19 protein-coding genes and 1 pseudogene are annotated in these 22,726 nt (G+C 44.8%); 15 read left to right on the top strand and 5 right to left on the bottom strand.

From position 1 onward, the window contains the following. Window positions 1-86: 86 nt before the first annotated feature. The 3 genes from PGRAN_RS00090 to PGRAN_RS17010 all read left to right on the top strand — a co-directional run bounded on the left by PGRAN_RS00090 (window position 87) and on the right by PGRAN_RS17010 (window position 4,404). Window positions 87-1,427, top strand: coding sequence for a lectin-like domain-containing protein (locus PGRAN_RS00090; protein WP_036063994.1), 1,341 nt, complete (start codon window positions 87-89; stop codon window positions 1,425-1,427). Continuing rightward, window positions 1,399-4,146 (top strand): immunoglobulin-like domain-containing protein, encoded by a 2,748-nt coding sequence (locus PGRAN_RS15375; RefSeq protein ID WP_051998354.1) that lies wholly within the window; start codon window positions 1,399-1,401, stop codon window positions 4,144-4,146. The genes PGRAN_RS00090 and PGRAN_RS15375 overlap by 29 nt, the downstream gene beginning before the upstream one ends. A gap of 72 nt (window positions 4,147-4,218) precedes the next feature. Next, window positions 4,219-4,404: a hypothetical protein gene (locus PGRAN_RS17010; protein WP_206537347.1), complete on the top strand. Its 186-nt coding sequence runs from the start codon at window positions 4,219-4,221 to the stop codon at window positions 4,402-4,404. Here PGRAN_RS17010 and PGRAN_RS00080 read toward each other — a convergent pair. Then, a complete protein-coding gene (locus PGRAN_RS00080; RefSeq protein WP_036063992.1) occupies window positions 4,394-6,178 on the bottom strand; it encodes a LysM peptidoglycan-binding domain-containing protein in 1,785 nt (594 codons plus the stop codon). The two genes, PGRAN_RS17010 and PGRAN_RS00080, sit on opposite strands and share 11 nt — an antisense overlap. Window positions 6,179-6,609: 431 nt before the next feature. On the opposite strand from PGRAN_RS00080, the gene secA2 reads away from it, so the two are divergent. The 4 genes from secA2 to PGRAN_RS15370 all read left to right on the top strand — a co-directional run bounded on the left by secA2 (window position 6,610) and on the right by PGRAN_RS15370 (window position 11,066). Continuing rightward, complete coding sequence (gene secA2 / locus PGRAN_RS00075) at window positions 6,610-8,928, top strand: accessory Sec system translocase SecA2 (protein ID WP_036063990.1); 2,319 nt, start codon at window positions 6,610-6,612, stop codon at window positions 8,926-8,928. A 90-nt stretch (window positions 8,929-9,018) separates the two neighbouring features. After that, window positions 9,019-10,191: an AI-2E family transporter gene (locus tag PGRAN_RS00070; RefSeq protein ID WP_036063988.1), complete on the top strand. Its 1,173-nt coding sequence runs from the start codon at window positions 9,019-9,021 to the stop codon at window positions 10,189-10,191. Between the two features lie 135 nt (window positions 10,192-10,326). Beyond that, the gene (locus PGRAN_RS00065) at window positions 10,327-10,581 is read left to right on the top strand and encodes a hypothetical protein (protein ID WP_036063986.1); all 255 of its coding nucleotides are present in this window, start codon (window positions 10,327-10,329) and stop codon (window positions 10,579-10,581) included. An 11-nt stretch (window positions 10,582-10,592) separates the two neighbouring features. Continuing rightward, window positions 10,593-11,066 (top strand): DUF2716 domain-containing protein, encoded by a 474-nt coding sequence (locus PGRAN_RS15370; protein WP_051998353.1) that lies wholly within the window; start codon window positions 10,593-10,595, stop codon window positions 11,064-11,066. A gap of 49 nt (window positions 11,067-11,115) precedes the next feature. Here PGRAN_RS15370 and PGRAN_RS00055 read toward each other — a convergent pair whose 3' ends face one another. Further along, window positions 11,116-12,849 (bottom strand): pyruvate oxidase, encoded by a 1,734-nt coding sequence (locus PGRAN_RS00055; RefSeq protein WP_036063985.1) that lies wholly within the window; start codon window positions 12,847-12,849, stop codon window positions 11,116-11,118. Window positions 12,850-13,088: 239 nt separating this feature from the next. Between PGRAN_RS00055 and PGRAN_RS00050 the strand changes: the two genes are divergently transcribed. From PGRAN_RS00050 to PGRAN_RS00030, 5 genes are all read left to right on the top strand, one after another. Continuing rightward, window positions 13,089-14,150, top strand: coding sequence for a HEAT repeat domain-containing protein (locus tag PGRAN_RS00050; protein ID WP_036063984.1), 1,062 nt, complete (start codon window positions 13,089-13,091; stop codon window positions 14,148-14,150). A 70-nt stretch (window positions 14,151-14,220) separates the two neighbouring features. Then, window positions 14,221-15,609 (top strand): branched-chain amino acid transporter BcaP, encoded by a 1,389-nt coding sequence (locus tag PGRAN_RS00045; RefSeq protein WP_036063983.1) that lies wholly within the window; start codon window positions 14,221-14,223, stop codon window positions 15,607-15,609. A 181-nt stretch (window positions 15,610-15,790) separates the two neighbouring features. After that, window positions 15,791-15,982, top strand: coding sequence for a hypothetical protein (locus tag PGRAN_RS00040; protein WP_036063982.1), 192 nt, complete (start codon window positions 15,791-15,793; stop codon window positions 15,980-15,982). 13 nt (window positions 15,983-15,995) lie between these two features. Continuing rightward, the gene (locus PGRAN_RS00035) at window positions 15,996-16,217 is read left to right on the top strand and encodes a hypothetical protein (protein WP_036063979.1); all 222 of its coding nucleotides are present in this window, start codon (window positions 15,996-15,998) and stop codon (window positions 16,215-16,217) included. A gap of 21 nt (window positions 16,218-16,238) precedes the next feature. Further along, window positions 16,239-16,724 carry a hypothetical protein gene (locus PGRAN_RS00030; RefSeq protein WP_036063977.1) on the top strand — a complete coding sequence of 162 codons (486 nt, stop codon included), beginning with the start codon at window positions 16,239-16,241 and terminating at the stop codon, window positions 16,722-16,724. A gap of 48 nt (window positions 16,725-16,772) precedes the next feature. Here PGRAN_RS00030 and PGRAN_RS17005 read toward each other — a convergent pair whose 3' ends face one another. Both PGRAN_RS17005 and PGRAN_RS17650 read right to left on the bottom strand, forming a co-directional pair. Beyond that, entirely contained in the window at window positions 16,773-17,168 is a 396-nt protein-coding gene (locus PGRAN_RS17005) for a virulence activator alpha C-terminal domain-containing protein (RefSeq protein ID WP_420911959.1), read from the bottom strand. Then, a complete protein-coding gene (locus PGRAN_RS17650) occupies window positions 17,053-17,289 on the bottom strand; it encodes a hypothetical protein (protein ID WP_420911958.1) in 237 nt (78 codons plus the stop codon). The genes PGRAN_RS17005 and PGRAN_RS17650 overlap by 116 nt, the downstream gene beginning before the upstream one ends. 182 nt (window positions 17,290-17,471) lie before the next feature. Between PGRAN_RS17650 and PGRAN_RS00020 the strand changes: the two genes are divergently transcribed. Together PGRAN_RS00020 and PGRAN_RS00015 are read left to right on the top strand one after the other, a co-directional pair. Next, a complete protein-coding gene (locus PGRAN_RS00020; RefSeq protein WP_036063975.1) occupies window positions 17,472-18,671 on the top strand; it encodes an MFS transporter in 1,200 nt (399 codons plus the stop codon). Between the two features lie 13 nt (window positions 18,672-18,684). Further along, the gene (locus PGRAN_RS00015; RefSeq protein ID WP_036063973.1) at window positions 18,685-19,104 is read left to right on the top strand and encodes a universal stress protein; all 420 of its coding nucleotides are present in this window, start codon (window positions 18,685-18,687) and stop codon (window positions 19,102-19,104) included. 48 nt (window positions 19,105-19,152) lie between these two features. Here PGRAN_RS00015 and PGRAN_RS00010 read toward each other — a convergent pair. Then, window positions 19,153-19,932: pseudogene (locus PGRAN_RS00010) on the bottom strand (alpha/beta hydrolase); the annotation flags it as partial. A 423-nt stretch (window positions 19,933-20,355) separates the two neighbouring features. Here PGRAN_RS00010 and PGRAN_RS00005 point away from each other — a divergent pair. Further along, on the top strand, window positions 20,356-22,563 hold the full coding sequence (locus tag PGRAN_RS00005) for an Ig-like domain-containing protein (protein ID WP_036063970.1): 2,208 nt from the start codon (window positions 20,356-20,358) through the stop codon (window positions 22,561-22,563). Window positions 22,564-22,726 lie beyond the last annotated feature (163 nt).

Below are 22,726 nucleotides of genomic sequence, written 5' to 3'. Positions count from 1 at the left end.
TAAAAGTCGCAAAATGATATGATTTAAATGTAAGCAAAATTTCTTGCTTACCGAGATATACTATCCCTAAGGAGGAAAACAAAACAATGATGATCAAAAAAATTGGGGTTGCGACTGCCACACTAGTGATGTGCGCAAGTTTGCCAGTACAAACATATGTGATGGCTGCTGAAAATTCACAAAGTTACATAACAAAAGCAGAAAACAAATTAAAAGGACTACAAACAACAAGTAATAATAAAGTATTCTCTGACTTAACAGACTACTTCTCTGTTGTCCCTGGAAAATCCTCAACCATTGATAAAAACGTTGTAACATTAACAACAAATAAAGCTAATCAAGTCGGAGGTTTATGGTCGGATGCAAATAACAAGGTCGAATTGACTAAAAATTTCCATTTAGAGGCAGAACTGTACATGGGGGATAACTCCAATGGCGCAGACGGTATGGCCTTTGTTATGCAAAATGATCCAAGAGGGAGTAATGCGATCGCTGCTTCTGGTGGAGCTTTGGGGCTCTATACTAACTCTTACATCAAAAATGCATTGGCGATAGAATTCGATACGTATATTAACGATGATACAGCATCCGCAGCGGCATGGGATAAAGGTATTAATCCTAGAAACGAGCACATGGCTATTACAGTTCCTAGTGCAGACTCAGTCATTCAGCACAATGCACTAAACGTTTTACCGAATGGTACGTATTTTGAAGATGGGCAAAAACATCCACTTATCATCGATTGGGATGCAAGAACGAAGACCTTGAGCTACAGCTATATTGGTTACACCGGTAGCTATCAAGTCGATGATTTACAAGCTACATTTGGTGGCAATGAAGTGCAATTTGGCTTTGTAGGCTCAACCGGAGAAAAAAGTAACCTCCAAGAGCTAACGATTACACAACTTCAAGTAAACGGCATCTCCCCTGAAATAAACTTAGAAATCGATGACAAAAAAGGCAATAATAACGGGAAAGCAGAACCCTCTGAAACCGTAAGCGTGCAAAATACGATTTCCAACACAACAACAGATGCCACAGATTTTACCATGCAATATGGTGTTGATATGGATGCTTTCTTTGACGCTAATACCGTTTCGAACATCGAATTAAAACGAAATGATGGCCAGACCTACACGGTAACAAAAGAGCAACTGCTGAGCCATCAAGTAGCATTGCCGTTTGCTGATCCATCGAATACGTTTACATTGACTTATGATGTGCAAGTGAAGTCAGATGCCGCGCCAAAAGGAACGGCTATGAAAATTAGCGGTACCGGAAAAATCAACGGCGTGAAATATATATCAGAGGGCTCCATTTTATTAGCGATCCCAGGACAATCTCCGGTTATCACAGCCACCGATCAGTCCTTAAAAAAAAGGCAAAACCTTCGATGTCATGGCAGACGTTTCGGCGACAGACTATGAAGATGGGGACGTAAGCAGCAAGATTCAAGTGACCGAGAATAATGTGGACACGTCGAAAGTAGGCACATATCACGTGACGTATAGTGTGACGGATAACGATGATAACACCACGACGAAAACCATCACAGTGACCGTTACCGGTGGCCCAGCACCAGTCATTACCGCCACGGATACAATGCTTAAAAAAGGCGGGATCTTTGATGTCATGGCTGGAGTTTCGGCGACGAGTCAAGAAGATGGCAATTTAACAAGTCAAATCACGATCACGGCGAATGATGTGGATACGTCGAAAGTCGGCACGTATCATGTGACGTATAGCGTAACGGATAGTGATGATAATGTGGTAACGAAGACGGTGACCGTGACCGTGACGAGTAATGATGCGCCGGTCATTTCAGCGGCGAATAAGACCGTGAAAAAAGGTGGTACGCTTGATCTGGAAGCTGGTGTGAACGCGACGGATACAGAGGATGGTAATCTGACAAGCCAAATCACGATCACAGCCAATGATGTGGATACGTCGAAAGTGGGAACATACCATGTGACGTATAGCGTGACGGATTCCGATGGCAACACGACGACCAAAACGATTACGGTGACAGTGACGAGTAATGATGCACCAGTGATTTCAGCGGCAAATAAGACCGTGAAAAAAGGTGGGACGCTTGATCTGGAAGCTGGTGTGAGCGCGACGGATACAGAGGATGGTAATCTGACAAGCCGAATCACGATCACGGCCAATGATGTGGATACGTCGAAAGTTGGGACGTACCATGTGACATATAGCGTGACGGATTCCGACGGCAACACGACGACCAAAACAATCACCGTGACGGTGACAAGTAATGATGCACCGGTGATTTCAGCAACAGATCAGACGTTGAAAAAGGGAGGCACGTTTAGCCCATACGCAGATGTGACGGCAAGTGACACGGAAGATGGTGATATGACACTGGCTGTCGAGGTAACCGCGAATGATGTGGATACGACACAAGTCGGCACGTACCATGTGACATACAGCGTGACGGATTCCGACGGCAACACCACAACGAAGACAATTACCGTGACGGTGACCAGCAACGATGCACCAGTTATCCAAGCGTCCAACATCACGATGCGTGTCAATAAAGCCTTCGACGTGAACAATGCTGTGACAGCGAGCGATACGGAAGATGGCGATATCACTAGCAAAATCCAAGTCACAGCGAACGATGTCAATGTGGACAAGGCTGGCGTGTATCACGTGACGTACAGTGTGACAGATTCGGACAATAACACAACGACGAAAACGATTACCGTGACCGTGTTAACGGATGATGCGCCGATTTTGACAACGAATGATGTGTATTTGAAAGTGGGCGACACGTTTGAACCACTGGCAGGTATTACCGCAAATGACACCGAAGATGGCAACATCACGGATAAGATCAAGGTAGAGAGTAACACGGTAGACATGACGCAAGCGGGTACGTATGCTGTTTCTTATAGCGTGACGGATTCCGATGGCAATAAAACCACAATCCAACGCCACGTCTATGTCCGTACGAACGACAAACCGGTGATCCACGCGATAGACCAAACATTCAAGGCTGGACGCACGTTTGATCCGATGGCCAGCATGTCCGCAAGCGACACAGAAGACGGCGATGTGACAGGAGATGTGACGATTACAGCGAATGACGTCGATGCGACGCAAGCAGGCACTTACCACGTGACTTATAGCGTGAAGGACAGCGACAACAACGTGACGACGAAAACGATCACGGTGACCGTTTTAACCAATGAGAAACCAGTCATCACGGCAAGCGATATCACGCAAAAAGCCCATCGTTCATTAGATCCACTGGCAGGTGTGAGCGCCGAGGACCTCGAAGATGGCGATCTTACTTCGAATATCCAAGTGGTGGCGAATGATGTGAACATCGATGTGCCCGGCGAGTACCATATCACATACAGTGTCCTCGATACCGACGGTAATACTACGGAAAAAACGATTACCGTGACGATTCTCAGCAATGACAAGCCAGTGATTACGGGGCATGATACAAGCTTCAAAGCAGGCCGCACGTTTGACCCGATGGCCGGAATCACAGCAAGCGACACCGAAGACGGTGACGTAACAAGCGCGATCCAAATCCTGGCGAACGACGTGAATCCAGACGTACCTGGCGTGTATCACGTGACGTATAGCATTACTGATTCTGACGGCAACACAACGGAAGCGACCTATACCGTGACCGTATTGACCAACGAAAAACCAGTGATTCACGCAAGCGATCAAACACTCGCATACGGTCAAGCCTTTGATCCAATGGCAGGCGTGAATGCTACTGATCTCGAAGATGGCGATTTGACAGGCAAAATTACGATTGTATCAAATGATGTGAACCCAGAGCAAGCAGGTATCTATCATGTGACTTACAGCGTGATCGATTCGGACGGCAACGAAACACAATTTACCATCACGGTTATTGTTGGTGCACAGCCAATAGTACCAGTCACACCAGTTGCCCCAACAAATTCAATCGTGAAACCAGTAACACCTGTTCAACCTATTGTTGTAATGCCAACAGCAAAGCCAACACCAGAGAAAGAAATAGAACCTGCGCAAATAGCAAAAGAATTACCAAACACAGGGGACACATCAGGAATAAGCACAACCCTATTCGGAGGACTTTTCGTCGCATTAGGCGCATGGTTCCTACGCAGAAAGAAATAAGCACTTGCGAAAAGATGGCTTCTGTATTGTACAGGAGTCATCTTTTTGAGATTCCACCGATGAGGCAAGTCTTTGAATCCATTGAAAATTCCTATCCGCCGATTTCTTCTAGTAGGTCTGTTTCCAACGGCTTGTGCATTGTTCTACACGTTTCATGCCGAGGACGTAGACGTCAAAATGAATCTGTTTTTATGCGAAAGAAAACCGCTTGCAAGTACGAAGCCTGCAAGCGGTTTGGTTTTATTTTTTAGAAGTTAGCTACGCGACCATATCCTACGAGATAATTAGCCCAGTAACCTGATGTGATGTTGTCGATTTTAACGCCGTTGTTTTGTGCGTCGATCATTTGACCGCCGCCGATATAGATACCAACATGCGCAATACCGCTACCGTAATCAAAGAATACTAGATCGCCAGGTTTTGCTTGGCTAGCGCTGATCTTTGTAGATGCGGCATATTGTGATCCCGATGTACGTGGAATCGAAATGCCAAGTTTTGCGAAGACATATTTTGTATAGCCGGAACAATCGAATGTAGATGGTCCGTTACCGCCCCAAGAATAAGGTTTTCCAAGATGCTTTTGCGCTTCGTTCATTAGTGCGCTGAAACTTGCATCGGAAGAAGATGAGTTATTGTTGCTACTACCCGAATTGTTATTCGTGTTGGAACTTGAATTCGAATTGCTGTTGTTATTGCCTGTATTTGATGGTTTGTTTACATTTGAGTTGTTGTTGGAGCTAGATGCTGTTCCTTTTACTTTCAAAACATCGCCAATTTGTAGATTGTTACTTGTTGCATTGTTTAATGCTTTTAGGTTATCTACGGTTGTGCCAAATTTTTGCGCGATTGTGTAGTAAGAATCACCGCTTTGGACAGTATAGTTCGATGTGTTGGAAGTGTTAACAGCTGGTTTACTTGGCTTGCTTGGTTTGTTGACATTAGTCGTTGGAGCTGTATCAGGTTTTGATACGGCTGGTTTTTCAGTTTCAGGTTTCTCTACCGTTTCCTTTACCGGTGCAGAGCCTTCTACTTTTAGAACGTCGCCAACAACGATATTGTCATTGCTTAAACTGTTGATTGCTTTTAAATTTGCTACGCTTGTGCTAAACAGCGTTGCGATTTTGGAAAGCGAGTCGCCAGCTTGAACGGTGTATGTAGATGCATTTGTGTCTACTTGAACGACTGGAGCCTCATTTTGTTCCACTTTTGGAGGTGTAACTGGTTCTGGTGTTTCTTCCTTCACTTCTTCTTTTGCTGGTGGCGTAGCTGTTTCTGGTGCTTCTTCTTTTGCAACAGGAGCGGTTACTTCTTTTTCAGGTGCAGGGGTTTGTGCTTCGCTTTGATTCACTGCGAGCGTTTGTCCTACGTAAATTGAAGAGGAAGATAGATTATTCCAAGAGATCAAGTCTTGCACGGATACGCCATACTTGGTTGATAATGCCCAAAGTGTGTCGCCGTTTTTTACTTTATGTGTTGTCGCGTTAACGGATACTTCTTGTTCTGCGGCAGGTTGTTCAACTTGCGGCGCTGCAGGTGTTTCTGCTTGTGGTTCTGTTACTTCTTCTTGAACTGGTGCGCTCGGTGCTTCCGGTTGAACGACAGGAGTTGCAGCAGTTACGTCAGATAGGTATTTACCATTGACATAACCTGATTTACCGTCTGCATAGACGACTTTGTTCCAGCCGTTTGCTTCTGTAGTTTCAACCGTGACTTGTGTGCCACCTTTAATGGAAGTAATGATGCTGTTTTCAACACTAGGACCTTGACGAACATTTAGCCATGTCGCATTGACAGATTTTTTAGCTTCTTCGGCTAATTTAGCTACTTCTAATTTTTGACCTGGGTAGATCGTGTCGGAAGCTAACTTGTTAGCTTTTTTAATAGTATCAACGTCGGTACCTGCTTTTTGAGCGATCCCCCATAGTGTGTCGCCCGCTTGTACAATGACAGTATTTGCTGATGCAATGGTTGGTGCTGCGAAGGCTGTGACTGCGATTCCAGCCGTTGCCGTTGCTATTGCCGCCTTTTTCATATTTTTAAAACTCCTCTCTAACTTTTAATGCTAGGTTTTTTCTTTTTATACATACTCATGTAATACCCATTCTACGGGGATTTAAGATAAATTACAAATGGAGGAATAAGGATTTAAGGTGATTCTATAAACACGCGGGCACTTTTGTAACATGGCTGTAAAGGTAGATAATAGGAACGTGTGTTTCATTATGCTGTGGAACGCGAGAGGTTGGGAATCGTGAGCGTTAATCTGTATACAATATTACATTATGATTTTCGTATGACGAAACCTGTTGGCAAAAATCAATAGAAAAAATTTAATCAAACTGTAATAATTGAATCTGGCGTTTTTTTTGTAAGGGGGCATGCATAAAGAAATTTTATCTAGAGATTCCTTGGTTTTGCAAGGCTTTCTAGGTTATAATAGAAGATGATTAGGAGGCTTTAAAAATGGTACAAACACATGATGATCGAAAAATAGTGAAGGTATACCGAAATATGGCCCGTGAGGTTGTCAAGCGGGAGGATTTATATAGATTGATGGATCAATCCGCGCTGAAGGAACAAACGCAGCACTGGATACACAAGTTTCAGGAGCGGGAAATCACGGAGCGCGACCGGATTTATATCTTTACGCTAGTGAGAGAGGCGGCACGGCGGACTGTTGGGCTGGAGGCTGTGATGGTTCAGTTGATTGGCGCTTTCGTTCTCGGCGATGGGAAAATTGCGGAAATGAAAACAGGTGAGGGGAAGACGCTCGTTTCTTTGTTTGTGATGTACATAGAGGTGTTGCGAGGAAATAAGGTACATTTGGTAACGGCGAATGAGTACTTGGCGAAGCGTGACCGTGAGGAAATCGGACAGGTGTTGGAATACCTTGGTTTGTCGGTTGGCTTAAATGTTTCGGGGCTTGATAAGGAGCAGAAACAAGCGATTTATAAGGCGGATGTTATCTACGGAACCGCATCGGAATTTGGTTTTGATTATTTGCGCGACAACATGGTTCGGCAAACAGAGGATAAGGTGCAGTCGGGACTTGATTTTGTGCTGATCGATGAGGCGGATTCCATTCTGATTGATGAGGCTAGGACGCCACTTCTGATTTCGGATCGTAAGGAAGAGGACTTGACGCTTTACACGGTAGCCGACGAATTGGTGCGGACGATGTTGACGGACGATTACGAAGTCGAGGAAAAGAAACGATTTGTTTGGCTGCACGACGCGGGAATTGAGAAGGCGGAACGCTTCTGGAAAATTGATTCGTTATATGCCGAGGCACATCAGCCGCTTCATCGGATCACAATGCTACTTTTGCGGGCGCATTTTTTGATGCAAAAGGATAGGGATTATGTGGTGTTAGATGGAGAGGTATTGATCATTGATCCGCATACTGGGCGGGCGCTTCCGGGGCGGCGTTTCAATGACGGTTTGCACCAAGCCATTGAGGCGAAGGAAGGCGTGGAGGTTCGGGAGGAATCTCGGACGCTGGCGACGATTACGGTTCAGAATTATTTCCGGATGTACAAGAAGCTTTCGGGCATGACGGGAACGGCAAAAACTGAGGAAGAGGAATTCCGTCATATTTATAATATGGATGTGGTTGTGATTCCGACGCATCTGCGGGTAAATCGGGTGGATAATGAGGACGAGGTTTTCTATACGAAGGAACAAAAAGGAGAGGCCATTGTGTATGAGGTGTCTTGGCGCTATGAACGTGGGCAACCTATTTTGATTGGGACGTCTTCGATTAAGAGTAATGAATGGGTCAGCGAGCTGCTAACAAAAGCCGAAATCCCGCACCAAGTGCTGAACGCGAAAAATCATGAACAAGAGGCTGAAATCATTGCTCGCGCTGGGAAAAGAGGTATGGTGACGCTCGCGACGAATATGGCGGGACGTGGAACGGATATCAAGCTTGATAAAGGCGTGTATACACTCGGAGGTTTAGCTGTGATTGGAACGGAACGCCATGAAAGCCGGCGAATCGATTTGCAGTTGATGGGACGCTCTGGACGTCGTGGGGACCCTGGTTTTAGTAAGTTTATCTTGTCGCTAGATGATGAGCTGATCGACCATTTTGATAATAAGCGTTGGGAAGCCTATGTTCGCCGTATGCAACGCAAATATAATTTTGATGATAAACCGGTGCAGTCGAGGAAAGTCCATCAGATGGTTTTGGAGGCGCAGAAGCGTTTAGAAGGTTCGAACTACGATATTCGCAAAGACTTGCTGGCTTACGATGAGGTCATCGATATTCAACGCAAAAAGGTGTACGAAGAGCGGGATCGCCTGCTTAGCATTGATCAATTGGGCGCTTTTTCGGAGCGGATTTTGCGGGAAGTGGCGGAGGACGTATTCTCAGAACGCGAGCCGGATCTTGACGCGCGCTATGCCAAAATGGGGGAACTGCTCGGTGGTACGAAATTTCCACATTCGTTTGACCAAGTCACGTTGATGTCGCAAGCAGAGGCCGTAGAAGCACTGATTTTCTGGCATCGCAAACAACGAACGAAATTTCCAACAGGAACGATTAACCAGATCGAAAAAGAGGTCTATTTGAATTTGCTGGATCAAATGTGGGTGGTGCACTTGGATCAGATGGTGCAACTTCGCGAGGGAATCCATTTGCGCGCTTACGGGCAACAAGATCCGCTAATCATGTATCAAAAAGAAGGTGCCGAGTTGTTCACCAGTTTTCAGGATCGGTATCATTTCTATTTTGCGCATGCGTTGTTGGAACTTGACCCAGAAGGTCTTGTGCTTGGTTAGATATAAATGCGTGAGTTTGTTAGGAATAACTTGTATAATGGTTCTGAAACTTAGATTTAGGGAATCTAAAAATAAAGAGGGGTGGAGTGAATGAAAGAATCGTTTTCGAAGTTCAAGAAATTTTTTATTGAAAACAAATTTGTGCTTAGTCTACTAATTTTCCTATTGGTGGCGCTAGATATTTACGTTTTGACGAAGATCTCGTTCATTTTTGATCCGATTATGGTGATTATATCCACGATTGCGGCGCCGATTATCTTGGCGGGAATTGCTTATTATTTATGTAATCCGCTCATTGATTGGCTGGAAAAGAAGGGCTGGCATCGTGGCTGGTCCATCGGTTTGCTGTATCTTGTGATTATTGGGTTATTGGTATTGGTATTTAGCTTTATCGTGCCAGCTGTGAAAGATCAGATTGTGAGTTTAGTGAAAACATTCCCGTCATACTGGGATAAAGTCGTTGCGAAGTTCAATGAATTTTCGGAGTCACCGTTATTTGATCAGGTGAAGGGGAAAGTGCAGGAGAATTTTAGCAGCATCACAAAAACGATTTCTGAGCAAGGGGCAGGTGTTGTGAGTGGCGCTGTTAACAGTATTGGTAGCGTGCTTGGAACGGTGACTGAGGTTATACTCGCGATCGTAACAACCCCACTTGTCCTGTTCTATCTACTAAAAGACGGCAAGAAGTTACCAGATTATCTTTTAAAAATGTTACCAGTGAATTCACGCGCACATACACGCCAAGTTTTGCATGAATCCAATGGCCAAATTAGTTCGTATATTCGTGGTCAGATTATCGTTAGTTTTTGTATCGGGATTTTACTGTTTATCGGTTATCTCATTATCGGTTTACCGTATGCGCTGACGCTTGCTATCATTGCCGCGTGTACGAGTATTGTGCCGTATTTGGGGCCAGTTATTGCGATTACACCAGCGATTATCATTGCGATTGTGACATCTCCTTGGTTACTTATAAAACTCATCATCGTTTGGATCGTCGTACAATTACTAGAAGGAAAATTTATCTCCCCGCAAGTCATGGGGAAAACGCTCAAAGTGCATCCAATTACAATTCTTTTCGTGATTTTAGTTTCAGGGAAATTGTTTGGTATTCTAGGCGTCATTTTTGCGGTGCCAGGATATGCCGTACTTAAAGTCATCGTGACGCATATGTTCATCTGGTTTAAACGAATCTCAGGGCTTTACGGGGAGCAGCCAGAGAGCGATTATGCAGAGGACGCAACAGCAACAAAAGAAAAATAAGGTTTGAAATGGGAGGATCAGTTAGTGATAACTGGTTCTTTTTTTTCGCAGCCATCATCAAATATTAATTTTAAAAGTTTTTTTGGCTCGTGTATACTGATGGAGTAGAAGTTTTTTTGTATAGGGGGATTTAGAGTGAGCGTTGCAAAAATCATGGTAGGTATTGTCATCGTTGTTTATGGGGTGATCTTAGCCAACCTTATTTATTATATGTTTCAAACAAAAACGGGGCTTGGATTTCCAGTCTGGATTCAAGTGATACTGGGCCTTTGTTTCCTGGCGGTTTCGATCTCTAATTTGAAACATAGACATTATATTTTTGGGAGTCTTTTTGCCAGTGCCGTTGTATTGATTGTGGGAAGTGTAGTTGTGAATATGATGTATAGTTGAGGGGTGGCACGATGGAATGGTATGAAATAGAACATGTGCGAGCAGTTGATGATAAATTTCGCGCGAAGTACGCGTTTAAGCCGTCTTCTTCCATTTTTGCGAAGCCGATTATACCGAACGATGCGAATGTAGTTTTTAAGGAGTATAAGATTTTGAGTCATCGGACGTATGAGGAGGAGGCGGAGCGGGAGTATTTTGCGGGCGAAGCTTGGACGAAGCGATTGTTCTTACGGTTTTTCGGTGAGGAGATGTATGCGTTGGATTGGTATCATGAAGCGTATCGATTTTTGGTGGATTCGGAATATCCGCGTGGTGAATTTGGTGACTGGTATGTGCCTTATTTGCCGGATGGGGATTATTATTTCTTCTTAAACATGGAGATGGATTTGGCGTGGCTCAGTCATCCTTGGCGAAAAACGGTGACGGTTGTGGGGGCAGAGTTGGTAGATTATATTGAAACGAACGGTTGTCCTTTCTTGAAATGAAAAATACGATGCTAGGCATAAACAGCGCTGGCATCGTATTTTTTGCATGTTAGAAGAAGCGGCGGATGATGGTTTTCAGTGGCGGCATTTTGCTAAAGCGACGGTCTTCTAAAACGGAACGGATTTCGAATTTAGTGTAACCGAGCGCTTCGTCCATCACGATTTTTCCGGGAAGTGGTGCGGCATCGCTGTCTACTAGGACATCGATAATTACAGGGCGTGTAGCGGTGCGGGCGGCTTCAAAAGCCAGTTCGAGATCGTCAAATTTTTCGACACGGAAACCAAGACCGCCACAACTTTCGGCAAATTCGGCGTAGTTGATGTCTGGGAGGTCGATCGCGTAATTTAATTCGCCGGCGGATTGTTGTTCGTATTTGATGAAGGACAGTTCTTTGTTGTTTAGCACGACGATAATCATTGGCAATTTATAGTGTACGGCGGTCACGAAATCTTGCATGACCATTGAGAAGCCACCATCACCAGCTATAGCGATGACTTGGCGATCTGGGAATGCGTACTTAGCCGCGATGGCTCCTGGAAGCGCGCAACCCATTGTTCCAAGCCAAGCGGAGATGAGGAAATCATTTTGATGGCCAAGGTGGAGATAGCGGGTACTCCAAACCGTAGCTGTACCAACATCGATGGAGAAAATAGCATCTTTGTCGGCAATTTTTTGGATATTGGCCATGACAGCTTCGGGAGCGATGGGCTCGCCTGTTTTTGCTTCATCTTCGCGGAGCCATTTCCACCAATTGGTCATGTTTTCTTGGCAGGCATCTAGGAATTCGCGTTTCGCTATGTAATCCGTTGCATTGATTAGAGCGGTTAGCGCTTCGTCTGCGCCGCCAACGATGCCGACTGTAGCGGGAAAGCGGTGACCTATTTTGGCTGGGTCGATATCGATTTGGATACATGTCACGTCATGTTGCGGTAAGTAGTCCGTATAAGGATAATCATTGCCAATCATAAGTAGTAAATCGGCTTCCTGCATCGCTTCATAGGCTGGTTTTGTACCGATTTTTCCAAGGTTTCCGAGGAAGTTTGGATGGTCATCTGGCATGATGCCTTTGGCTGGAAGTGAGATGATAACTGGTGTTTTTGTATGTTCGGAAAATTGGACAAGTGTCGCTTTGGCATGTTTGGTGCCGACGCCAGCTAGGATGATCGGATTTTTGGCTTTTTGGAGGAGGGCAGCTGCGCGCGCGATGGTTTCTGTCGCCATTTCTGGTTTTATTTGCTGGTAAGCCTCTTGTTTTGGTTTGTTATTCATTTTGATTTCAGTTAGTGGTATATTATTTGGAATCGTTAGGACGGCGACACCTTTTTTCTCGTAAGCTGTACGAATGGCTTCGTCGACAATGTCGGGAAGTGTTTCTGCGCTTTCGATTTGTTTATTGAAAACCGCGACATCGGCAAATAGGTTTGGTAAGTCGACTTCTTGGAAATAGTTCGTGTTGGCGACATCGGTTGGGACTTGGCCAGCTAGAACGAGCATCGGCACGTTGTCCATTTTGGCGTCGTACATTCCGTTTAGCATGTGAATAGCGCCGGGACCTCCTATGGATAGAGCGACCGCGATTTTGCTAGTGAGCTTTGTGTAGGATGAAGCGGCGAGTGTGGCGACTTCTTCGTGGCGGACGTGGATGAACTGGATAGATTCTTGTTCGGCACGGAGCGCATCAACAATGGTATCGATCGAATCGCCGGGAATCCCGTATACGTGATCGATATCCCAGTTTTTTAAGACGTTAACTAGCGCTGTACTTGCTTTCATTTTTGACATAATTAGTCCTCCTCATTTTAGTGAATGTATCTACATTCTATTTTTACCCTACTCGCATGCAGGGAAAACTTTTTTTTACTTATTGAAGATAGTTTGAAAACTAGGTATGATAGAAGTATCAGATTAGTAAAGGGAGAGACGTATGGGCAAAAACGATTGCCTTGATTATTGTTTTCGCAGTTGTGTATATTGGGAGGAATTTATTTGTGATGAAACAGATTTAGAGGGGAGAGATCGTGATGAAGCATTGGCGTCACTGGGAAGAAATGCAGGAAGCGATGCCCGGTTTTGACGGGACTTATTTGGAGGAGATGTCGACATTTTCATATGAGGTCTTGGAATTACCACCTTATTATGACAAAAAGCCTTGTTTGACGTCGGTATTTTTGCAGTTAATGGATGGCAAAATGTATGATGTGTCGTTGCGGTTTATTGGGGTTAGTAGCTTGAAACTGGATATGCATGGGGATTGGCTAGTCGGCGATATTAAGATTAGCCGGGAACCGATAGAGGAAATCCAGTTTTATGTGAATGATTATGAGCATGGCACGATGTCGTTTTATTGTGAGGAAGTGGAGTTTCTTGGTGTGCAGGAAAGTGTGGAGGAGAACTTGAAGCGGGCGTTGACTGATTTTCGGATACTGGCGGGGATGGTGGAGCCGGATTGTGAGGAAATCGTGGAGGCGCTTGAGGTATTGAAGGAGTTTGGGGAACGGCCAGTTGTTGCGGAGCTTTTGTTGCAGCATGTAACGCATGAAAATCAGGATATCCGAGACGCTGTATATGAGTATTTGTGGTATGTTGATGATCCGCGAACGGTAGACATTGCGTGTGAAGGGCTGCAAAGTGAGGATGCGTTGCAGCGTATTAAATGTTTAGAAATTTTGGGGAAATGGGGAGACGGTGAGGTTGTCCCGCAACTTTTGGCTGTTTTGGAAAAGGATGGGGATGCGCTAGTGCGTTGTTATGCGGCCGAGGCGATTGGTGCTACGGCGAACGAGGCAACGGTATCGATTTTGCAGCGTTTGTTGCTTGAAGAACAGGACGATGTTGCGAAAATGGGCATTGTTTACGGATTAGAGCGTTTAGGACACCGCGATTTAGATCTGTTCTTTGAAAATTTAGCGAATGATTACTACATTGTCAGAATTCGCATCGTGCTCTATTTGACGGAAATAGCGTTGGAAGACCCTAGAGTTTTGGCTGCAATCGTGCGGGTTTTAAAGGAATATCGCGATGAAGAGAAAACAGTTGCGGCTCGAGAAGCCTTTGATCGTGCGCTAGAAGAGTTGGGCAAATGATTTTATACAAAACGCGGTTGAAGAATTCCGAAAATTATGCTAAAATTCGTATATAGATCGGAGGAGTTTGATGGGAAACAATAATTCATTTTTCAGAAAAAAGAAGTTTCACTTGGATACGAGTGGCGCGCATCATTTGAATAAGACATTAGGGGCTTTTGATTTAACAATGCTTGGTGTAGGAGCAGTAGTTGGAGCTGGTATTTTTATTTTGCCGGGACAGGTTGCTTCCGTCATTGCAGGACCAGGAATTATTTTTTCGTTTATTATTGCAGGATTAGCTTGTTGTTTGGCGGCGCTTTGTTATTCGGAGTTTGCCTCTAAATTGCCGATTGCGGGTAGTGCGTATACATATAGTTACCACGTTTTCGGCGAAGGAATTGCGTGGATACTAGGGTGGTCGTTACTACTAGAATATGGTTTGGCAGTTGCAGCGGTTGCGAGCGGTTGGGCATCTTATGTAAAGAGCCTATTAGCCGGATTCAGCCTTCATATTCCTGAAGCGATTTCGGGTTCGTATAACCCAGACAAAGGTACCTATTTTGACTTGTTGGCCTTTATTATCATTATTGTTATTGGTATTTTGCTGAGTTTGGGTATTAAGGAATCTACACGGGTGAACAATGTGATGGTACTCCTAAAAGTTGCGGTTGTTATATTATTCATCGTTGTTGGTGTCTTCTATGTGAAGCCAGATAATTGGACGCCGTTCTTGCCGTTTGGATTTAGTGGTGTTATCACTGGGGCGTCGATGGTATTCTTTGCTTATATCGGGTTTGACGCAGTTTCAACAGCATCCGAAGAAGTAAAAAATCCGCAACGGAACATGCCGATTGGAATTATTTCATCGCTTGCGATTTGTACACTGCTTTACATCGTGCTATCCGCTGTTTTGACGGGAATCGTTCCTTATGCGGATCTAGAAGGAATCAGTGCACCAGTTGCTTTTGCATTACAAGCGATCGGACAGAATTGGTTCGCAGGCCTGCTATCACTTGGCGCGATCGTTGGGATGACAACGGTTATTCTCGTTATGTCCTACGGCGGCACTCGTTTGCTGTTCGCTATGGGTCGTGATGGATTGCTACCAGAGAGTTTTGCGAAGCTTGGAAAACGTAATACACCAGTACGTAACACGCTTATTTTCGCAATCGCAATGGGGCTTGTTGCAGGTGTGATACCACTCGCGCAGTTAGCCGAGCTGATTAATATCGGAACATTGTTCGCTTTCTCGATGGTATCGCTTGGAATTTTCTTCTTGCGTAGAAACAAAGATTTACCACAAACAGGTTTCAAAACACCGCTGTATCCTTTTGTACCAGCGTTGTCGTTCTTGTTATGTGTGTATTTGATCTTGAATTTATCCGCGATTACATGGATTTCATTTGCGATCTGGTTCGTGGTCGGACTAGCCGTTTACTTCGTGTATGGAAGAAGACATTCTGTACTGAACAAATAAAGAAGCATGTAAAAAAGGCGTTGAAAGTCCATTTCAGCGTCTTTTTTGTATGCTCAAGCAAGCATGATTAATAAAAGCAACGAGCGTTCAGGATCAATTTTCATACGTTTAGGACAAAATCGGTTTTTGGCATACATTTTATGATAAGCTTAATGTAAAAATGGTGAGGGAGCTTCGTGTTATGAAGAAATTTATTGTAGCGGGCCTGGTTGTCATAGCTATTCTTCTTGTTGGGATTGCCTGTTATAGTTATACTAAGAATGAGGAGTTGAAGGAGCGCGGAAATCGAGTAAGGCAGGAATTTTATCGTGCGGTGGACGGGGAGCGATTATTTAAGTGTTTTCCAGTAAGTCGATGGAATAGGAGTGAGTGAGGGGGGCGTACGAATGGATATTTTGAAATTGATATTTTATCTTATGTTGGCTACGATCACAGCGGGGTTGGCTGATTACGTGTATCACCGAGATCGGTGGCGAAAATGGATCCGCTATTTTGTGGCGATTGTCCTGTTTATAATCGGACTAGAGTTGCTTCAAGCGGCTGGAGGGGTTCTTTTTAATGAACTGGGTGTACCGTTGCCGTCGTGGTTGGAATGGTTGCGCGAGTGAGAATTTTAGGGAGTGGAGAAAATGTTTTTTCATGTAGTGAGGAAGAAGGCGGTGTTGCTCGATCGATACCTGCGTGTTTACATAGACGACGGGAGGCTTTATTTCGTTCAAGTAGGCGGTGATTTCTACAATCAAAAAGCCTTTGAAGCAGCTACAGGAGATACTATTGTTGGGATGTTATTGTTTTATTTTCCATATCGGCTAGCACAGAAAATGCAGGAAAAACGATGTCAACAATGTGATGAACAGGTTGCCAAAAAAGCATTTATGACGCTTTTACAAAAGTCCGCTAACTTCAAGATAGAATTCAAAGAAGTTACTAAACTAGAATTCCGATCAAAAGGAAGCTGGAATCGATTTTGGTCCAATCACGGGGAAATTGTTCGTATACATACGTTGAACGGTAAGATTTATCGATTCGAAATCCCATTTGGTGAGTCAGTAGAGAACATCATTTCCCACTTAGAAAAAACGCATTTAAAAATAGAAAATAAGATCGCGCGCTAAAAACACCGTATCTCAGACTAGGGATGCGGTGTTTTCGTTTGCATATAATCAGATCTTATCAAACGCGGTATGATACAAATCCTCAGCCCAGTCACACCATTCTAGCTCCTGTGTGCAAATATCATCACGGCGTTTGACGATTAGATAGCGGCCAAAGGAATTGCGCCATTCTTCTTTTCTAGTCGGGTCGTTCTGCAAGATTTCTAGCTCTTCCAGTTTTGGTTTATTAATCGCAGCTCTTTTTTTGTAATGTCTACGGCGATCATTGAAAAGTTGGATCACGGTGCTTTTATCCATTAGGGCAATTACGTAAATTTTAGCAAGAAATTCATCGCGGCGAATGGGCTCTGGTGTGTCTTCTAGCACCCATTCGCTGACGGCTTGCACGCCTTTTTCTGTGAGCGAGTAGATTTTTTTTTGTCGTATCAGGATCGGCCTCGAAATGGACATAGCCTTCTGTTTCCATTTTGCCGAGGACGGTGTAGATCTGACTGTGATGGGCTTGCCAAAAAAGTTCCATATATTGCTTTAGTTCATAGCCAGTACAGGACTTTCGGGCGAGCATGCAAAGTAGGACGTAACTCAGTGTATTCAATTTAAACCCCTCCAACGCAGCATATATTCATTTTAGTATAGCACATCTTTGTTCTAAAATACATATAAAAATAAACATGTCAATATTGACATTGTAGTGATGGGAGGCGTATACTCTAAAATAAGCAATAAAAAGAAACAGGAGTGGTAGTTGTGGTAGAACAGAAAGTAACATTAAACAAAGAAGACGGTATTTTGAAAAGTTTGCTGCATCAGCCTAAATCGGCATTAGCGGTAGCTTTTTCATGTGTCGTGGCTTTTATGGGGATCGGGTTAGTGGATCCGATTTTAAAATCGATTTCGGAACAATTACACGCGACACCCGCGCAAACTTCGCTATTATTTACGAGCTATATGTTGGTGACGGGTGTTGTGATGCTGTTTACAGGATTTATATCGAGCCGAATTGGAGCCAAAATGACGTTGTTGATCGGACTCGTTATCATTATTATTTTTGCATCGCTTGGTGGATTATCGCAATCGGTGGGGCAGTTAGTTGGCTTGCGGGCGGGCTGGGGACTTGGTAACGCACTTTTTATTTCCACGGCACTTGCAACGATTATCGCGGTTAGTTCGGGCGCGACGGAAAAAGCGATTATTATGTATGAAGCGGCGATGGGACTCGGCATGTCGGTCGGACCGCTTGTCGGAGGGCTTCTTGGTAGCATCACGTGGCGCGCCCCATTTTTTGGAGTAGCGACGCTGATGGCCATTGGATTTGTGGCAATTATCATGCTACTTGATCCGATACCAAAACCGAAAGTGAAGTCGAAATTCTGGGGTTCACTTGTAGCTTTACGCCATAAAGGTTTACTCGTCACTGGTTTAACGGCCTTATTTTATAATTTTGGATTTTTTACATTGCTGGCTTATTCGCCGTTTTTGATGGAGGGATATAGCGCGATTCAAGTTGGTTTGGTGTTTTTTGGCTGGGGCTTGATGCTTGCTATTTCGTCCGTTTTTGTAGCGCCACGACTAGAAGAAATGTGGGGCACGAAGCTTGTCATGATTGGAGCTTTGGCACTTTTTGCGCTTGTTTTGGTCGTCATGGGGATCGGTGCGAATGACAGTACAATCATTTCGGTTTGCATCGTGATCGCCGGATTTTTTCAAGGTATTAACAATACGCTTATTACCTCAGCGGTGATGGTTGTTTCGCCAGTAGAGCGCTCCACGGCTTCTTCTGCTTATAGCTTCATTCGCTTTACTGGTGGTGCGATTGCGCCTTGGCTTGCCGGAAGTTTGGCCGTATGGTTCAACCCGCACGTGACATTTTACGTGGCTGGATTTGCTGTTGTTATCGGGATTATTATTTTGCTCGTAGGAAGGAAATCACTGGTAGCACTTGATTAATGGAGGGATTCGAATGAAAATCGGAGTATTAATTGCAGACGACCAACTATCAAAAAAGATCATGGAAAAAACGATTGGGCTGTGTCGGGAATTCGCGGTGCCACCTGAGATTACGTTGATTCATGTCGTCAATATGAAAGGGATTGCGGAGGATATCGAAGTTGGCGTGGATCTAGAAGGTGACTTGATAACGGATGCACAAAAAATGCTAGCGGAAAAAGGCACGGTACTTGAAGCGGCTAGATTTGGGTATAAAACAGCGATCTTGAACGGTTTCCCTGCAAAAGAAGTCACGAAATACGCAAACGATGGCAAGCTTGATATGATCATTATGGGGCATCACGACTTGTCTCTCATGCAGAAAGTAACGATTGGTAGCGTTGCGAAAAAGATAATAGAGGATGCAACCTTTCCTGTGTTGTTGATCAAATAAAGAGTAGTGGGGAAACACGATGTTGTATCGTATTTCTCCCACTACTCTTTATTTATATGCTTCTAAAAAGCGCAATGCCTGTTGATAGGCCGGCAAGCCGTCATCGATATTTTTATCAAAATCATGCTCCAAATCGCGTACTGTGAAAAGTTCATTTTGGAAGGTTGTCTGGGCAATTTTTTCGGCTTCGCTGTATGGGACATCTTGATCCGCAGTACTGTGCGCAATGAATACAGGAGGCAAGAAACTAAAGTCGCGCATCTCCTCCAAGCAAAAGGCATCCAAGTCGCTATCTTGATGCAATCCAAATACTTCATCGAGCCAGGTCCCCGTTTGCCGACAGTATATGTAGAGCGCATAGCGTTTTTCGATGAAGCCTTCTGCCAGTTCATGACGCTGAACCAATGCCTTTTTTAAATCGACCGGAATCGCTGGTAGTTTAGCATAATGCGCGCTCGGTTTTTGATACCAAGAGCCAGCAATCGACGCATAGCCATAAAAAGACAATACAGCGTCGGCGTTTGGAAGCGTAGCATCAGCCGCTGCTTGAAGTGCTAGATAGGCGCCAGCAGAACGACCGAACAAAATAAAAGCGTTCGAGACACCAAACGCCGCGCGGGCATTGGCTTCAAACCACAAAATCGCATCTTGCACATCCTCATAAAGTGCAGGTAGTTTCGTTTCTGGTGCCAAACGATAATCGACGGCGAAAAAATGATAGCCAGCTTCGAGAAAAAGATTGCGATACGTCTCGGGCAAATCATTGCGAAGCCCCCAAATCAAGCCCCCACCATGAAAATAAATAATCGTTTTCGATGCGTCAGAACGCGGACTTGGATAGAAGTCGCCCTTTAGTTCGACGTTATTTTTTTTGCGCGAAAATAATGGTTTGCAATGGGGTCATCTCCTTTAGTATGGATAGAAAAAGCGTAGCATAGCTTGAAGAAATTCTCAATGAAAACCTGCCGATTCATATTTCTAGGCGATGAATAGGGAAATAAAAAATTAACAAAGTAGTCACAAAAAAAGCTTCGTGGAGCGGAAGAAATGTATTTTTTAAGTTTGGAAAGCTGATAGAGTAGAAGAGTGGTATGAAAGTGATGGTAACTAATATTTCCAAAACCAGCGTAATAGACTAGGGTGGAAAAGGAGGTTGCAGCAGAAACTTAAGAAGAAAATAACGGGGGCGCAAGGATGGAAAATAAGAGGAGCCAAATACCAACAGTAAACAAAAATGGAGGAATTACACTAATGAAGAAGAATATGAAAAAAATAGCGATCGCGTTACTCGCAACAAATGTAATCGCGAGCACCGTATTAACAGCATTACCACCAGTGGAAACACATGCCGCGGAGAATAAGTTATCGGCTAACTTGAAGGCAACACAAGCGAGTGTCATGAATTTACTGAAGTGGAATCTTGATCAAGTTAGTGGCACGATCCCAGGCGGTGGGAACCAACAGGTGAGATTGACTGTCACTGACTACACTAGTAGTAATCCCGTAACTAAGTCTACTAAATTTACCACAGCAGATGCATCCGGTAATTATTCGTTTGGGACCGGTGCAGGTAGTATGCAACCTAATGGTCTATGGGCAAATGGCATGGGCTTTCTCGTGGCAACGGTTGAAGGGGCGAATGGCGTTACCGCAAGCCGCGTTTTAGATGCTGAGGCAGTAGAAGGGCATCTGGATACGTATAGAACGGATGATACCAAGATTAGTGGTAAAATTGATGACCCTACGTATTATAATACATGGGTGTCTGTGCAGTTTATTAACATTGACTCTCAAGATAGATATGCTGTAAAGAGTCAAACAGGGACTGTTCTTGCAGATGCGCAAGGTAATTTTAGTGTACCTGTCAACAAATCAGCAATAAATGAAACAAGGATAGTCCGAGTAATCGCAGGTCTCAGCGGTAATATTCTGTTAAAAGGTTTTAAAAATGTAGTAGTAGCGCCTGTTGTTTCGTATACGCCTACCGCATTAAATCTAGGTCAAACACAGATCGACGCGGTGGAAGGCGCGACTGGCACTATAACCAGCTCTATTACTCCTGCACAGGCGGTTCAACAAGTGACGTATGCCTCTAGTAATACCAATGTGATCACAGTAGATGCCACAGGCAAATGGACAGCTGTTGCCTCAGGTTCGGCATCGATTACAGTTACACCAGTAGGTAATACTTCTCTTGCGAAAACAATCCCTGTAACAGTCACCAGTTCCGCGGTAGTGATCGCCCGTACTTCTGTCAATGACCTGTTTATTGGTGACAACCCAGCGAATCACATCAAAGATACGACGACACAAGCCAAAATAGACGCGGCACAAACGAAAGTCGATGCCGTGACAGATACGACGAAGAAAGCGGAGCTCCAAACATACGTGGATAAAGCACAAACAGAGCTCGATGCAAAAAACACGGCGAAAGCAAGTGTCGATGCGCTCTTTAGCGATGCACCAACGAATACCAAATTAAAACCGAGCACCACGCAAGCGATGATCAACGATGCCAGTGCGGAAGTCAATGCGCTACCAGCAAGTGCTGATAAAACAGCGATGCAAGCGGATATCACGAAAGCTAACACCTTATTCGAAGCGATCACTCCAACGACGTTGAGCGACCTGACGACAGAGAGCACTACTCTCTCTGGTTTCGGCGAACCAAACAGCGCGATTGTGATCAAAAACGGCGACACGCAAATTGCTTCTGGCAGCGTATCAAGTAATGGCACGTACCTGTTTAACATCACGAAACTAGCGGCTGGCTCGACGATCACCGCGACCGTGACCAAAGCAAGCAATGGCAAAACATCGTCCGCCAGCAAAACTGTCCAAGATACGAGTATTGTCACGACAAAAATCGATGCAATGACCGTGGCCTCGACGACAGTGAGCGGCACCGGCGAACCGAACGCCACGATTGTCATCAAAAATGGCAGCACGCAAATTGCTTCTGGCTCCACAGCAGGCGATGGCAAATTCTTGTTCTTCGTGACGCCACAAGCGGGTGGCTCGACGATTACCGCGACCGTAACCAAAACAAGCAACGGTAAAATCTCGAGTGCGAGCACGACCGTTGTGGATGACGCGATTGTCTCAACGACGATGGGCGCCCTGACAACAGATAGCACCAGTGTGACGGGTGTCGGCGAACCGAACAGCGCGATTGTCATCAAAAATGGCAGCACACAAATTGCTTCCGGCTCCACAGCGGGCGATGGCAAGTACTTGTTCTACGTGACGCCACAAGCGGCCGGCTCAACGATTACCGCGACCGTAACCAAAGCAAGCAATGGTAAAACATCGAGCGCAAGCCAAGTGGTCGCTGATAGTGGCATCGCGCCCACGAAGATGGATGCCCTAACAAGCAATTCCACGACGATAACGGGAACAGGGGAACCGAACGCAACGATCGTTATTAAAAAACGGCGACACGCAAATCGCTTCTGGTAGCGTAGCGGGCGATGGCAAATTCTTGTTCAACATCACGAAACAAGCGGGTGGTTCTACCATTACGGCAACCGTGACGAAAGCAAGCAATGGCAAAACATCCACGGCAACACAAACGATACCAATCGCTACTACGACGATCGGTGCCTTAACCACTGATTCGATC

The organism is Listeria grandensis FSL F6-0971, from assembly GCF_000525835.1.
GTDB classification, from domain to species: domain Bacteria; phylum Bacillota; class Bacilli; order Lactobacillales; family Listeriaceae; genus Listeria_A; species Listeria_A grandensis.
This window is presented reverse-complemented; position numbering and strand designations above follow the sequence as displayed.